This is a genomic window from Halomonas sp. TD01, from assembly GCF_923868895.1.
In the GTDB taxonomy this organism is placed as follows: domain Bacteria; phylum Pseudomonadota; class Gammaproteobacteria; order Pseudomonadales; family Halomonadaceae; genus Vreelandella.
This window is the reverse complement of the sequence record NZ_OV350343.1, coordinates 1,555,899-1,569,557: the sequence shown is the minus strand read 5'-3', so window position 1 is coordinate 1,569,557 and position 13,659 is coordinate 1,555,899. Positions and strand designations below refer to the sequence as shown.

At 52.8% G+C, this 13,659-nt stretch carries 15 protein-coding genes; 8 read left to right on the top strand and 7 right to left on the bottom strand.

Features of this window, described 5'->3' with window-relative positions:
* The first annotated feature begins 39 nt into the window (after window positions 1–39).
* Window positions 40–957 carry an agmatinase gene (gene speB / locus L1X57_RS07330; RefSeq protein WP_050801089.1) on the top strand — a complete coding sequence of 306 codons (918 nt, stop codon included), beginning with the start codon at window positions 40–42 and terminating at the stop codon, window positions 955–957.
* An 88-nt stretch (window positions 958–1,045) separates the two neighbouring features.
* Here speB and L1X57_RS07325 read toward each other — a convergent pair whose 3' ends face one another.
* The 3 genes from L1X57_RS07325 to L1X57_RS07315 form a co-directional block, all read right to left on the bottom strand.
* Entirely contained in the window at window positions 1,046–1,552 is a 507-nt protein-coding gene (locus L1X57_RS07325; protein WP_009723009.1) for a hypothetical protein, read from the bottom strand.
* Window positions 1,553–1,691: 139 nt separating this feature from the next.
* Window positions 1,692–2,669, bottom strand: coding sequence for a hypothetical protein (locus tag L1X57_RS07320; RefSeq protein ID WP_009723010.1), 978 nt, complete (start codon window positions 2,667–2,669; stop codon window positions 1,692–1,694).
* Between the two features lie 36 nt (window positions 2,670–2,705).
* Window positions 2,706–3,353, bottom strand: coding sequence for a hypothetical protein (locus tag L1X57_RS07315; protein ID WP_009723011.1), 648 nt, complete (start codon window positions 3,351–3,353; stop codon window positions 2,706–2,708).
* A gap of 270 nt (window positions 3,354–3,623) precedes the next feature.
* On the opposite strand from L1X57_RS07315, the gene L1X57_RS07310 reads away from it, so the two are divergent.
* The 3 genes from L1X57_RS07310 to L1X57_RS07300 are packed head-to-tail and all read left to right on the top strand — an operon-like array spanning window position 3,624 to window position 7,011.
* The gene (locus L1X57_RS07310; RefSeq protein ID WP_009723012.1) at window positions 3,624–4,154 is read left to right on the top strand and encodes a molybdopterin-dependent oxidoreductase; all 531 of its coding nucleotides are present in this window, start codon (window positions 3,624–3,626) and stop codon (window positions 4,152–4,154) included.
* Window positions 4,151–5,950: a sensor histidine kinase gene (locus L1X57_RS07305; protein ID WP_009723013.1), complete on the top strand. Its 1,800-nt coding sequence runs from the start codon at window positions 4,151–4,153 to the stop codon at window positions 5,948–5,950. Before L1X57_RS07310 ends, L1X57_RS07305 begins: the two co-directional genes overlap by 4 nt.
* Window positions 5,950–7,011: a response regulator gene (locus tag L1X57_RS07300; protein ID WP_009723014.1), complete on the top strand. Its 1,062-nt coding sequence runs from the start codon at window positions 5,950–5,952 to the stop codon at window positions 7,009–7,011. Before L1X57_RS07305 ends, L1X57_RS07300 begins: the two co-directional genes overlap by 1 nt.
* A 96-nt stretch (window positions 7,012–7,107) precedes the next feature.
* On the opposite strand, the gene L1X57_RS07295 is transcribed toward L1X57_RS07300, so the two are convergent.
* The gene (locus L1X57_RS07295) at window positions 7,108–8,382 is read right to left on the bottom strand and encodes an O-acetylhomoserine aminocarboxypropyltransferase/cysteine synthase family protein (protein WP_009723015.1); all 1,275 of its coding nucleotides are present in this window, start codon (window positions 8,380–8,382) and stop codon (window positions 7,108–7,110) included.
* A gap of 246 nt (window positions 8,383–8,628) precedes the next feature.
* Between L1X57_RS07295 and L1X57_RS07290 the strand changes: the two genes are divergently transcribed.
* Window positions 8,629–9,390: a M48 family metalloprotease gene (locus tag L1X57_RS07290; protein WP_009723017.1), complete on the top strand. Its 762-nt coding sequence runs from the start codon at window positions 8,629–8,631 to the stop codon at window positions 9,388–9,390.
* Window positions 9,391–9,762: 372 nt separating this feature from the next.
* On the top strand, window positions 9,763–9,939 hold the full coding sequence (locus L1X57_RS07285; protein ID WP_009723018.1) for a hypothetical protein: 177 nt from the start codon (window positions 9,763–9,765) through the stop codon (window positions 9,937–9,939).
* A 195-nt stretch (window positions 9,940–10,134) separates the two neighbouring features.
* On the opposite strand, the gene L1X57_RS07280 is transcribed toward L1X57_RS07285, so the two are convergent.
* The 3 genes from L1X57_RS07280 to L1X57_RS07270 form a co-directional block, all read right to left on the bottom strand.
* Complete coding sequence (locus tag L1X57_RS07280) at window positions 10,135–10,311, bottom strand: hypothetical protein (RefSeq protein ID WP_009723019.1); 177 nt, start codon at window positions 10,309–10,311, stop codon at window positions 10,135–10,137.
* 133 nt (window positions 10,312–10,444) lie between these two features.
* Window positions 10,445–10,855, bottom strand: coding sequence for a hydroxyisourate hydrolase (uraH, locus tag L1X57_RS07275; RefSeq protein WP_009723020.1), 411 nt, complete (start codon window positions 10,853–10,855; stop codon window positions 10,445–10,447).
* 47 nt (window positions 10,856–10,902) lie between these two features.
* Complete coding sequence (locus L1X57_RS07270) at window positions 10,903–11,394, bottom strand: GlcG/HbpS family heme-binding protein (protein WP_009723021.1); 492 nt, start codon at window positions 11,392–11,394, stop codon at window positions 10,903–10,905.
* Window positions 11,395–11,527: 133 nt separating this feature from the next.
* Here L1X57_RS07270 and L1X57_RS07265 point away from each other — a divergent pair, with 133 nt between their 5' ends.
* Both L1X57_RS07265 and L1X57_RS07260 read left to right on the top strand, forming a co-directional pair.
* The gene (locus L1X57_RS07265) at window positions 11,528–12,199 is read left to right on the top strand and encodes a heavy metal response regulator transcription factor (protein ID WP_009723022.1); all 672 of its coding nucleotides are present in this window, start codon (window positions 11,528–11,530) and stop codon (window positions 12,197–12,199) included.
* Window positions 12,199–13,572: a heavy metal sensor histidine kinase gene (locus L1X57_RS07260; RefSeq protein ID WP_009723023.1), complete on the top strand. Its 1,374-nt coding sequence runs from the start codon at window positions 12,199–12,201 to the stop codon at window positions 13,570–13,572. Before L1X57_RS07265 ends, L1X57_RS07260 begins: the two co-directional genes overlap by 1 nt.
* Window positions 13,573–13,659 lie beyond the last annotated feature (87 nt).

Here is a 13,659-nt window from a genome sequence, read left to right as displayed (position 1 = left end):
CACGCAAGGAGAAGTACACCGGTGACCCACCCACAAACGATGCCCAGCCTTTATGGCGATATGATTTCTACCTTTATGGGCGTAGCAAAAGCAACGGATCCTAAGGCAACTGACGCCGACGTTGTGGTGAGTGGCGTTCCCTTTGACCTTGCTTGTTCTGGTCGTGCTGGCACCCGCATGGGGCCGAATGCTATTCGTCAAAGTACCGCTAACCTGATTTGGGAAGGCAAACGCTGGCCATGGGACTTCGCATTAGAAGATCGCCTCAAAGTTTGCGATGCAGGCAACGTTGATTACGCTTATGGCGAGCCGGAGAGCTTGGTCGACAACTTGGAAATCCACGCCAACCGTTGGCTAAAAGCCGGTAAAAAAATGCTGACGCTGGGTGGCGATCACTACATCAGCCTGCCCCTGCTGCGTGCTCATGCTCGTGAGCATGGCCCACTGGCACTGATCCATTTTGATGCCCATACCGACACCTACGAGCAAGGCACGCGCTTTGACCATGGCACTATTTTCCATCATGCCCTAAAAGAGGGTTTGGTAGTGCCGGAGCACTCACTGCAAATTGGTATTCGCACCAGCTATGACCGCCATAACCACCCTTATGAAGTGCTGGATGCCGACTGGGTAAATGACCATGGCCCTGCCGCCGTGCTAGAACGCATCCGTGCCCGCGTTGGCCATCATCCCGCTTATATCAGCCTGGACATTGACGGCTTAGACCCTGCCTACGCGCCAGGAACAGGGACACCAGTATGTGGCGGCATGTCTACCGACCTAATGCTAAAAGTGATCCGCGGCATGGTAGGCATGGAGTTAATAGGTATGGATGTTGTTGAGGTAAACCCCGCTTACGACCATGGCGATATCACGTCACTCGCCGCGGCCACCCTGGGGTTGGAGTTTTTATATACGCTGGCCGCGTCTAAGCGTGTTGAAAGGTTAAGCGTGTAAGTCTCGCTTTGCGTTGCCGCCTCATCGCTCACAGCGTTGAGGCGGAACAAGGATGAGAAGTAGTTGAGAAGTAGACGGCTACTGCTGATCAATACTCTTCGCGCACCAACGTCACATCAAAAGACACGTCAATGTCCATAGTATTGCTGTGATCATAGTCTTCTGACATAGACGCCAAATAGGCAAGCGACGTTGCAACACGCCCTTTTACTCGGCCAGTGTCGCCATCGACATCCAGCAGCTCTATATCAATGGGCACATCTTGTTCTGTGCCGTAATGGGGCATCATTCCGCTTTCTGGAAAGTAGCTCACCGAGGCATCACCCGCGTTGCCGTTCATGACTATAAAGCTAATGCTAAGCGTGCCCTGGGTTTCAAATCTCGGTTCTCTATGCCCTTGGACAGTGACATTCATCATACCCGGCATCAGCTCAGAAAAATTAGCCGTTGAACCTTCCGAGTGAGTAACAACATGCCACTCCTTAGGCTCTCCATCTAGCGTGCCGCTGACCTCGTCGGCAACGGCGTGCCCTGCCCCCCACATAAGCCCACCCAGTAACAGTGCACCGCTCAAGCATCGTTGTGGATTTATCATTTATTTTTCTCCTGTTTCATCACCTGTCTAATCCGTCGTCACTGATTTTCTCGTTGCTTATTACGCTGCTGAAACGGGGTGAGCCCGCTTTAGTGCGCAGCTACCGTATAGCTTTTTTTATTAAAAAAAGTTCAGCAGCTTACTGATCTTGTCTCGGCCAGGGCTGTTGGTCACTGGTAGAGAACATTAGCGCACTATCGCCTGGACTGAGGACAATCAGCCGCTCCCAGAGCGCACGGGTATGATCATCCATCAACTGGTCATGGTGAATGACGAGGTCTAACGCGTCGTCCTGCCCCAGCCCTCTTTCTATATAAGCGTCAATAAAGGGCTCCCCTGCTGCAACACTTTCCGGCCACTCTGGGATACGCCAGCCAGCGTGACCCTGCTCATCGCGTAGGCCCAGCTTCTCTAGGCCTACCTGTAGCACCGATAGCTCCAGCGGCCCCTGGTCGAACAGAGGCTCGATCGGCTCGAATTCTGGCCAATCACGTACGGCTTCGTTGAGCGAGTCGACGTCACGACAAGAAAACTCGAAGCAGTCAGCAGCGTGCTGTTGTGACAGCTCGCGTCGGGCCACATGAACGAGACCTGCAACCTGCCCCATAATAGGTCGAGTAACCAGCCGCCAAGCAACGTCCGGCGTCTGACCAAATTCTGCAGCAGGAGCCACCTGCTTCTCGCCATATATCTCGATAAGCTCGGCGCGACGCGACGGCCCAAGGTTAAAACGCGAAATCTCGACCAGTTCAGCTATCAGTGGCGAACTCAACTCAGGGGTCACATTGGCCTGAGCATAGCGTAGCCGATAGCGGACGTGTGGAATCACAGGCTCTTCGTTGAGCACTACCAGCAGCGCCTTACCCAATGGGCCAATATCAGCGTCGGCCAAGAACACACTGTCGCTGCCGCCATTATCGGTTAGCGCCTCACGCAGTTGCTCCTCTAACGCCGCCGCCTTCTGGCGCTGCCATGTGTCTTCTGGAATAAAAACCGCCGCGACATCCTCCAGCGAGGCGGCTTTTTCCAGCCGTTGATCTGCCGCCATTTCACCGCCAAAGACAACACCACAGGCACCAAATGCAGCACAAAAAGCCAAAGGACGCAGACTCAACATTCAGCTCTCCTCACTCAATCGCTCAGCGCGGCGACGTTAACGAGCACTTTGCTCACGCACAGCAGCAAGATCCCAGTCACGCATTAAGTCGACGGCGACATCCTGGGATTCCAGGTTTTCACCCTTCACCTGCATCATAATTCGTCCATCGAGTAATAGCGTCACTTCTGCACGGGAGCGTTCAGGCTCCCACTTCACCACTGCCGCTTCACGCCCCAAACGAACACGCTCCATATTAGGCTGCGCGGCGATCATTGCCGGATTGTTAAACATTGCCCCCATGCTTTGTATCAGCGGACTATCAAGCATCATGCTAGCGGTCATCTGACCATCGCCGTCATCTTGTTGATAGGTGCGCTCAAGCGACGTACCACCAGCACCAAACATGGCGGCGGCTCCCCCACCTGCGCTACCGGAGGACGCTTCATGCGCCGTCCAACCATCGGGTGCATCAGGGAACGTTTGGGCAATCAGGCCTGACATCATCTTGCGCATGTCTTCAATGGCAAATTCCAACTCGGTAATTGCCGCGCCGTACTCTTGCTCTTGATAGAGTTCAAGTCCTAGCTCGATCTGTTCGACAACCTCATCCGCCAAAGCACTTTGTGCGGCAGGAAAAAGTAGTACGCTAGCCACTACCGCCGCCTTAAGACGATGGGTCGACAAGATGTGATTCAACTCCATGACAGTTTCCTCTTTGATAGGTTTTGTTAGTTATTTCGATCACACTCGGAGGGAAAGCGCCTGTATCGTTGCTCGCGCTAACAGCATCGACAGACTTAAAATGTTATCTAACGTTAAGGCATGCTTAGCAGTTCAGCCCCGTTTAAACGGATAGGTATTGGTAAACATGTCGTGTTAACGAGATGTTATCAAGGGAAACTCTTTGCTAGAGTGATTCCATCAGGCGGATATCTACCTCGCACTCTCAACCAAACAATAGCGAACAATGACATGCCATTAGTTCACCTTTTGTTTAGCTTGTTTGCCACCGCTGGTTTTTCCACCCAATTGCTTGCGGATAGCCCTGTACAACTCGGTGAACGCCCATTACCAGAGCCTTCGGAACCTATCATTCTGGCGATTGGTGGCAGCATCAGTCACACCAATGCGGGCGATAGTGCGCAGTTTGATGCACGAATGCTTAGCCACCTCGAAACTCATACCTTGGCCACTGAGACGTCTGTCACCGATGGCGTTAATCACTTTGAAGGTTTTTTACTGCGTGACCTGTTGGAATGGGTAGGTGCCGACGGTAAACAGGTCATTGCTACAGCGCTGAATGACTACATCGTTGCTATCCCGCTTGACGACTTTTATCAATACGATGTGCTAATAGCGACCCATATGGATGGCGAGGCCCTAACGCCACGTGATAAAGGGCCGCTTTGGATTGTTTACCCCCGCAGCGATCACACAGAGCTGCAAGATATTCGCTACGACTACCGCTGGGTGTGGCAACTTACCGGGCTAACCGTGGAATGATCCGTTTTCCTTCTCGTGCACGTATTTACTGGTTGCCGCTAGTAGCCATTGGCCTGTTCATCATTCTTTTATTTTTCTCTCTGCTGCGTCTTTCTGGGGTCGAGAAAAATATGCGCAGCAACGTTGATGAGAACATGCTGTGGGTCATCACCCAAGCCCAGTTAGCAAGCCATCGTCTACAGGAAGCGGCACATCGCCATGCCATGGGGCACACTGATGCTCAGCCAGAACAACACCTTGATGTGCTCTTCAGCCGTCTAACCCTAATGGATCAAGGTCCACAGCGTCGTTATATTCAAGCCTTAGGGTTTGAACCGCTACTGGATAACACCCTTGAGCAGTTAGCGCAGATTGACAGGTTGTTGCCACTGTTCTTGCTGGACGAGTTAACCTCGGACGACATGTACCGCAACATTCAGCCACTGCTGGCCACATTAAACCGCATGGCGAATGCGATCATGACGGAGGAGTGGGAAGCTACCGGTGAGCGGCTCGACGACTATCGCGATAGCCTAATGCAGGTGATTTACTCGGCCGTGGGCATCCTGGTCACTGGCCTACTGTTAGCCCTGCTATTGCTATGGGCGCTTAGCAAACGCCGGCAGGCACAGGAAGCGCTTACCCAGCACCTTGATCACCTGGAAGACGTTGTCAGCGCACGCACCCAGGACTTGGAAGATCAGCGGCGCAGGCTGGCAGATTCAATTAACACAGCGCCTGATGGTTTTGCGGCCTTTGATGCCAATGGACAGTTACAGTTAATCAACGCGCGTTTAGCGCAGCTACTCCCCGAGACAGAACGCATCTTCTCACCCGGCACTCCCTTGCATGATGTTGTAACGAGACTCTACCAAACCTGCGTTAGCACGTCGGCAGCACTCCCCCCTCACCAAGCCAGCGCACAGTGCGATATCGAACTGGCTGGCGGCGAGTGGCGACAGTTGACGTTGCGCAGAACGCAATCCGGTGGGCACGTCATGCGCCTTGCTGATATAACACCCTATAAAAAAGCGGCCATTGCCTTGGAAAACGCCCTGGAGCGTGAGCGAGGCATAAGTGATTTCTACCGTAGTTTCGCCGCCATGGTGTCCCACCAGTTCCGCACCTCTCTGGCGGTGATTGATTCAGGCCTGCAGCGCTTGATGCGCCGCCACTCGGGCTACTCGGCAGAAGAGCGTGCTGCCCGCTATCAGCGTCTGCGCGATACCGTCGCTCATATGACTGAACTGGTTGATGCCTCGCTGCTGACCGCACAGCTAGACGCGGGGCAGGTAAGCAGCCATCAGCAGCCCCACGACATGATTAAACTGGTCAGAAAGGCGTGCCTCTTACATCAGGAAGTGCCCGGCAATACTCGGCTGCTAATTAACGTGGTGATTCCGCCAGAATTGAAAACGTTGCAGATAAGCTGCGATAAAGCACTAACCGAGCACATTATTGATAACCTGCTGACCAACGCCCGCAAATATTCTCGTCAGGGAAGCCCTATCACTGTCGAGCTATCACATGATGCACACTGGGCTTACTGTCGCATCAGTAATCAGGGGGATGTCATACCCGACGTCGAGCAGTTGCATATCTTTGAACGTTTCTATCGCGGTGCTAACAGCGCCGGCCAGCAGGGACTTGGACTAGGACTCAACATTGCCCGCACGCTGGCCCAACTTCAGCACGGTGAGCTGGTATTGCTCAGCTCAACTCCTGAAGCAACTACCTTCCAGCTCATCCTGCCCCAAGCCCCTCAAGCAGGCCAACACGCCACTCAAACGCAGGCGGGTGGTAAGGAATCAACATAATGAATGAACGCCCGCCTTTAGTGCTATGCGCTGAAGATCATCAAGAATTGCGCCGAGATTTATGCGACGAGCTGCGCGAGGCGGGCTACCGCGTAGTGGAAGCCAGCGATGGAGAGGAGGCGCTGGCACACTTGAAGTCGATGCCAGATGTGATTCTGTGCGATATCACCATGCCGCGCCTAAACGGCTATGCCTTACTAGAGCAGGTGCGCAATGGCTTTCCAGAGCTTGCGGACACACCGTTTATCTTCCTGACCGCACTTTCAGACCGCTTTGACATTATCGAAGGCAAACGTTTGGGTGCCGACGATTATCTGGTTAAGCCGATTGACTACGACCTGTTGCTAGCCACACTAGAAGCACGCCTGCGCCAGGTTAGCCGCATGCGCGCCAAAAGCACACGGGAACTCGACCATCTGCGCCAAGGCATTCACCATTTACGCAGTGAAATCAGTGAACACGCCTTTGCCGCAGCCAAGAGCGCACTCGACCTGATGGCCGCCGGTGTGGTGCTGTTGGATAACCACGGCCAGCCACTGTTGACCAACCGAGCGGCCTTAAGGCTAAACCTCGATAAGCCGCCATTAAGGGGCGTTCCTAGCCTGGAAGACATTAGCGACACGTCCAGCCAGCAGCTACATAAAGCGGTGCGCAGAAGCTTAGCCGCCAATCGACTTAGCGCTGAAAGCACTGACTGCCTGCGCCTTCCCCGCCTGGGCGGGCACAGCGACCTGATGCTGTTTATCTGCTCACTCGCCAACGGCGCGCCTAACGCTGATAGCCCCGCGGTGGCCGTTATGCTGATCGACCCAAACCAGCGCGTTCAGCTACCGGAAACATTGCTTGCCGAGCTATTCGGTTTTACCCCAACCGAGACGACTATCGCCATGCATTTGGCCGAAGGGCAACGCAAGGAAGATATTGCCGAGCTGTTGGGCATTTCTGTGACAACGGTGGCCTTTCATCTGCGCAACCTGTTCCAAAAAACCGATACCCGGCGGCAGGCGGAATTGATCGCGGTGATTCTGGCTGGCTCAATGAGCCTATCTATTCAGAACTAATGTTCGCGTATCAGAGCTAATACAAACGTAATAACGCTAGGCACCTCAGCACCTAGCGTTAGAGAAAATGCGAACAGCATCTGAGATAGAGGCGCTCTACCCTTGAGAAGCCGCTAGCGCTTGATCAATATCTGCTAGCAGATCGTCGATATGCTCAATACCAATCGACAGACGCACCATATCCGGTGTAACGCCTGCAGCCTTTAACTCCTGCTCATTTAACTGGCGATGGGTGGTGGATGCAGGAATCGAGGAACAGCTCTTGGCATCGCCGATATTAACCAAACGCAGAATCAGCGCCAGGGCATCGTAGAAGCGCTCACCAGCGGCCTGCCCCCCTTCAATACCAAAGCTAAGAATCCCCGAGGCATGGCCGTTCATATAACGCTTGGCCAACGCATGGTCGGGATGATTTTCCAAGCCTGCATAATGCACCCAGGTGACCAGCGGATGGCTTTCCAGATGCTTTGCAACGGCCAACGCGTTGGCACAAATACGCTCAATACGCAGTGACAGCGTTTCCAGGCCCTGCAGCAGATTCCAGGCCGCTTGGGCCGAAAGCGCTGCTCCCATATTGCGTAGCGGCACAACGCGGGCACGGGCAATAAAAGCGGCTTCGCCCACATCGCGGGTATAACTAACGCCGTGATAGGAGATATCTGGCTCGTTGAGCAGGGAGAAACGGCTAGCATTTTCCGCCCAAGGGAATTTGCCTGAATCAACAATCACACCGCCTACCGTGGTGCCATGGCCACCGATATATTTAGTGGCCGAGTGAACGACAATATCCGCCCCATGCTCAATGGGCCGACACAAGAACGGCGTTGCAGTGGTGTTATCAACAATCACCGGCACACCATGGCGGTGCGCCGCTTCAGCCAGTTTTTGCAGGTCTACTACGCCACCCGATGGATTACCGATGCTCTCGCAAAAAACCGCTTTGGTGCGCTCGTCAATCAGCGCTTCAAGGCCGTCGATATCATCTTTATCGGCGAACCGCACCTGAATGCCTTGGCGGGGTAAGGTGTGGGCAAACAAGTTGTAAGTGCCGCCATACAGCTCGCTAATCGAAACGATATTATCGCCCGCTTCAGCGATGGTTTGGATCGCATAGGTAATCGCCGCCATGCCAGACGCCACCGCCAACCCCGCAATGCCGCCTTCTAGCGCGGCCACCCGCTGCTCCAGCACGGCGCACGTTGGATTCATAATGCGCGAGTAAATATTCCCTTCCACTTTCAGATCAAACAGATCCGCCGCGTGTTGGGCGTTATCAAATGAAAACGACGTGGTCTGATGGATCGGCACGGCAACTGCGTTTTGTGAATCAGGTGCATAGCCATGGTGAAGGGCAATGGTTTCAGGCTTCATAAGAACGGCTCGCTAGTTGATGAAGGATCATCCTTGATCCTAAACAAGCACCACTCTGAAGGCCAACGTCGTTTAGTCGGGGTAGATAAACTTGATGTGCCAAATGTTGCACTTGTTCATGAAGACAGCCCCCATACGTTGTTTGAAGCATAGAGCTGCATACCGATATACAGTATAATTAGCGCGCTTTTATAAGCGCCATGTTGAATTCACAACGTCTATTATTTATCGACAAAGGAACTGGCGATGCAAACAACGCCCTTAGTACGCTCTACATTCTGCATTTTAGGTTTAGCCACCGCACTGACTCTCAGCGGCTGTCAATCAGGTACAGATATAGGCGGCATGATCTCCGCTGGCACCGGTTTGGCAGGCGCTGCCACCATGAGTGACGAGCAGATGCAACAACTCGGCGACCAGACGATTGCCCAACTTGATGCCGAGAACCAGCTTGTCGCCAGTGACAGCCAGTATGCCGAGCGTTTGGCAAATCTGACCCAAGGCTGGGAAAATATCGACGGACACGACCTTGAGTACAATGTCTATCAGTTGGACGACATCAACGCTTTTGCGGTACCCAACGGCTCTATCCGACTGCACACCGGTCTAATGGACGAAATGACAGATGATGAAGTGCGTTACGTCATCGCTCATGAGATTGGTCACGTGGCACTGGGGCACTCCAAGCGTGCTTTTCAAGTTGCTTACGCAGCATCTGCCGCACGTGAAGCCGCCGCTGCCAGCGGAAGCACCACTGCCGCCGCACTCTCAAGCTCTGAGCTAGGCGAGCTGGGTGAGAAGCTGGTGAATGCCCAGTTCTCTCAACGTCAAGAAAATGAAGCTGATGACTACGCCATCGAGCTAATGCAGCAGTACAACCTGAATGCAGAAGCCTCTGTGACTGCGCTACGCAAATTGGAAGCCAAATATGGCAACAGCAGCAGCTTCTTCTCCAGCCACCCCGCTCCGGGTGAGCGCGCCGAACGCCTTGAAGCTACGCTAAACTAAGCGCAACGTACTACTTCACCGCGTTACTTCACCACATATATATCACTGCCTTGCCAAGTAAGTGCCTCTCGGTCTTACTTGGCAAGTGCATTGCCCCATTCGCGACCATTTGCCTCCTACCACCCGAAACCTAACGCAAAGCAGTCGTTTGGCCTCACCGGTGCCACGTAACTTTTCATCCGCTACACCTCGTTTTTTGCGTTAGTGACCAACCCCAGCACCCGGAATCATTCTAAATAATAGAATGTTTCGTGTATTTTAAATCAATTTTATAATTATGTTAGCCTGCTTACAATCTTACTCGTCGTCCATACAGCGATGAACAGTCATCGCAAATTTCGAGACGTTTTATTTAACGTGAGGTTAAAAGTTATGAAGTTAATCAATACAGTAGCAGCCGCCGCCCTTATTTTATTGTCAGGTGCAGCACTTGCCGAACGAGGCTCTGGTGAAGAAAATCAAATCGCCTACCCTGACTCATCAGCGCAGCACCAAACCGACGCAAGCACGTACAGCACTTCTGAATTACCGATTAGGAATTCGAAGTAATCAGTAGCGTTCCGATGTGGGGAATGTAAGCGAAGGGTGGGCCTTTTGGTCCACCCTTTGTCATAGACAGAAAGAGGGATATATGAGCGCTTCGCCGTCTAGTTAAGCCGATAGGCGACGCTCCGATCATTAATCATCTGAAATGCCATACAGCCTCCGTTAAACGCGCGCGAGAGCGGCCCATATCATAACTGCTTAACGATTTCGGTCAGGCAGATCAGCCAAGGCATTGTGCCCAATAGCACCGCTGTGCTGCTGAGACGTTGATTCTGGGTAAGCGATTTGATTATCTTCACCCGAACCGCGCTCCGCTAATGCAACACCAGAGACCAGTGCAAGAGCGATGGCAGCGACGATATTAATTACTTTCATGATTCATTCTCACTCGTTTTAATTGGTTAACTAATAAATTGATTATTAATAAATAGAGCAGTTAAGAAATAGCGTGGTTAATAAATAGAGTGGTTAATAAATAGAACAACTCATCAATGATTGCTCCGTAACCTTAATTCCCACGGTACGTTGAGTAGCCGTAGGGGCTAAGTAGTAGCGGTATGTGGTAGTGCTGATCGGCCTCTTCCACTACGAAAGGTACTGGCACATTGGGAAAAAACGTCGCGGTGTCATTCGCTTCAAACCATTCACCGGTTTCAAACGTGACACGGTAAGTGCCTGGCAAGAACGCTTCACCAGCGGGATAAAGGGCTGATACACGGCCTGCATCGTCGGTAGTTGCCGTTGCCAGCAATTCCCAGCCCGTATCGGTATGGCGCTCAAGCTCCACATCAACGCCAGGAGATGGCTGGCCGTTCTGAATATTAAGCACGTGAACGCTCAACGGGTTGTCAGCCGCCAACACAGTGGCAGCAACGCTGCTAAGAACCATACCGGCAAATAGGGCAGAAAAGATTTTCATAAAAACGTCCTTTTATGGTGATGCGTGAATAGTGATCATCGTGGGCTTTACTGGGGTATTACGTTGTCGATAGCAGCCAGTGCACAGCCTTCATCAATGGCAGAGCCCCCTGCCCCAGCAACGCCAAGGGCACCAATCAGTTCTCCCTCAACTCTGAGCGGTACACCGCCACCCAACAGCAGCAATTCATCCAGCGTGTTTAGGTTTGCCGACTCAGGATCCTGGCGGGCATGTTCAGACAGCGCGCGGCTGGTACTGCCGGTCGATAAGGACGTAAATGCTTTGCGCTGGGCGGCCAATGTATTGTGGGGGCCGATGTTGTCATCGCGTTGCAAAGCAATCAGATTGCCACCACGATCTACCGCTGCGACCACGGCAGTGCGGCCATCGGCATGACACGCTTCCAAGGTGGCATTCACTAGGCGATTAGCCAGATCCAGCGACAGCGTCTGCTGTTGGATAGGGCCGGTATCGGCAAGCACACTACCGGCCAACAAGACAGCGCCAAACAGTGGCAGGCGAGCACGTCGTGATGTCATGAAAATCTCCTTATCAAGTGATGGCGTCATCCTGACAGCTCGACCTCGTCAAACACCTGACGGCAGCATTACAGATTTGTAATGTGAAAAAGCATCCGATCCGACTACTCTGTCGATTTCGCGGGGTGACGGCATGCGTATCCTGGTAGTAGAAGACGAGCAAAAAACCGCTGATTACCTGAACAGAGGGCTTGGTGAATCGGGCTATGCTGTTGAGGTAGCTCGCGATGGATACGATGCACAGCATTACATTGAAGAGTGCGAATTCGACCTGATCATTCTTGATGTCATGCTGCCAGGCCTTGATGGCTGGCAATTACTGCAACTGATCCGCCGCCGAAGCCAAGTACCCGTGCTTTTTTTGACCGCGCGCGATGCCGTGGAGTATCGCGTCAAGGGGCTGGAATTGGGCGCAGACGACTACTTGGTCAAGCCCTTCTCGTTTGTCGAACTACTAGCCCGAGTGCGCACGCTGTTACGCCGCAGCCCGCCTCGCGAAAGAGAACACTTTCGTGTAGCGGATTTAGCAATGGACGTTTTGCGCCGCCGAGTCACCCGCCAAGGTGAACGACTTGCACTCACCAACAAAGAATTTGCGCTTTTAGAGCTGTTTCTCGACCGAGAAGGTGAAGTGTTATCGCGCACCTACATTGCCTCTCGGGTGTGGCAGATGAACTTTGACAGCGACACCAACGTCGTCGAAGTGGCTGTGCGGCGACTTCGCGCGAAAGTCGATGACCCCTTTCCCACTAAATTAATCCACACCGAGCGCGGCATGGGTTATGTGCTTGAGGATCGTACTTAATGCCAACGCTAAACTCTCTGGCAACGCGCCTATCGCTACTCTTTGCCCTTGTCAGCGTGCTGCTGTTGGGAAGTATCGGCACCTATCTCTACCATTCGCTAACTCGTGAAATTGCCTGGCGCGATGACCAAATGCTGCATGGACGCCTAGAGCGCATGGAAGCGCTGCTCCATGATAGCGAGAGCATCGCGATGCTTCACCAACGCCCTCATCTCTATGCCAACATGCTGGGCAATCGCGACAGCCTACTGTGGATACTTGATAGTGAGGGGAAGGTACTCATTGACGTTAACCCAAGCGATCTGCCCATACCGGAACTGCCGATGACGCCGACCGTCCGCTTTAGTGATACACCTGATCCAATACAGGCAAGGCTTGCATGGCACACCCTTGAACAAGATGGCCGGCCATTAACTCTGGTCGCCGGCAAGCTACTGAATGAGCGAAATCAGATGCTCGCTGCCTATCGACTTAAACTATGGGTAGCATTAGTGACTGGGGCATTACTGGCTTTTTTGCTTGGTTGGGGCGTCAGTCGACAGGGTCTCCAACCGCTAAGCCGCTTGGCTGAACAGGCCAATCGCATTGACATTCGCCAACTGGATCGGCGCTTGGACGTGGCTGGAGAAACGAAAGAGATAAGCCTTCTGAGCCAAGGCTTGAACCGAATGCTGGATCGATTAGAAGAAGGATTTTCGCAACTCTCACGCCACTCAGCAGATATGGCCCACGAACTGCGAACCCCCTTAACCAACTTACTAGGACAAACACAACATACGCTGCGCCGGGAAAGAAACGACGTGGAATATCGCCAGGTGCTGGAATCGAATATCGAAGAGTATGAACGCCTATCGAGAATGATCGATAGCCTGCTGTTTCTAGCCCGCACCGAAAGCCCTTCAAGCGACATTCCCTATGAACGCGTCGATCTCGGTGAGCTAGCCACCCAGTTATGTGATTACTTCGAAGGCATGGCGGAAGACGACGATCGCACGTTGATAAACCACACCAGCGGTAGCGTACTTGCCAACCGCGACTTATTACGCACGGCATTAGCCAACCTAATTGCTAATGCCCTACACCATGGGCGCACAGGAACACCTATCGGCATTTATACCAAGAGCGTTGAAAACCAAATTGAGTTACACATTCATAATCATGGCTCAGTCATCTCACCAGACGATCTGCCAAGAGTGTTTGAACGGTTCTACCGCTGCGACCCCGCGCGAAGCGGTGTCGCAGGCTCAGGTGGCTTAGGCTTGGCTATTGTTCGTTCAATTGCCCAGTGGCATAAAGGTGACGTGCTCGTCGAAAGCGATGCCGACAAAGGCACTACCTTTAAACTGATACTCAGGATGAACGATACACGCTAACACGGCCGTCGTTTCGTTATTTAACACACTAACTTTTTCTTTCGAGAAGGATTTAATAGTATCTAAAAACACAACATCAATATTTAA